1 protein-coding gene is annotated in these 449 nt (G+C 48.8%); it reads left to right on the top strand.

Annotated elements, in window-relative coordinates:
• A partial coding sequence (locus FD16_RS12980) for a mucin-binding protein (RefSeq protein ID WP_420835650.1) occupies positions 1-449 on the top strand: 449 nt, incomplete at both ends.

The following is a 449-nucleotide window of genomic DNA, read 5'->3' as shown; positions in this document are numbered from 1 at the left end:
CGCCACCATTGACTACAGTAACTTGGATGCCAATGGTCAACCAACGATCACCTATGGTGATTGGACATTGGAAAGTGAAAACTTCAGTGCCGTGCCAGCAGCACAAGTAAGTGGCATGGTGCCAGATCGCACCAGTGTAATCGCCGATAATGAAGCTCCAACAGTAGCCAGTCAAGCCAGTGATGGTTCAGCCTTACCAGCTGATATCACGGAAACGGTGGTTTACCATAGTTCGACGGTAACCGTTGCACCAAGTGATCCAAAGACAACGACGGATAGTATTGATCCGAACGATCCAAACAGTATCAAATATCCCGCTGGTGTCGATGAAGCTAACCTGAATGCCCAAGTAACGCGGACAATTGATTTCGTAGACGAAGCTGGCAATACAGTAGCACCAGCCGAGACACAGACGAACGATTACAGTCGGACCGCTACCATTGACTACA

This window comes from Paucilactobacillus suebicus DSM 5007 = KCTC 3549, assembly GCF_001434475.1.
Taxonomy (GTDB): domain Bacteria; phylum Bacillota; class Bacilli; order Lactobacillales; family Lactobacillaceae; genus Paucilactobacillus; species Paucilactobacillus suebicus.
Note: the sequence above shows the minus strand (reverse complement) of the source record. Positions and strands in the feature narration are given on the sequence as shown.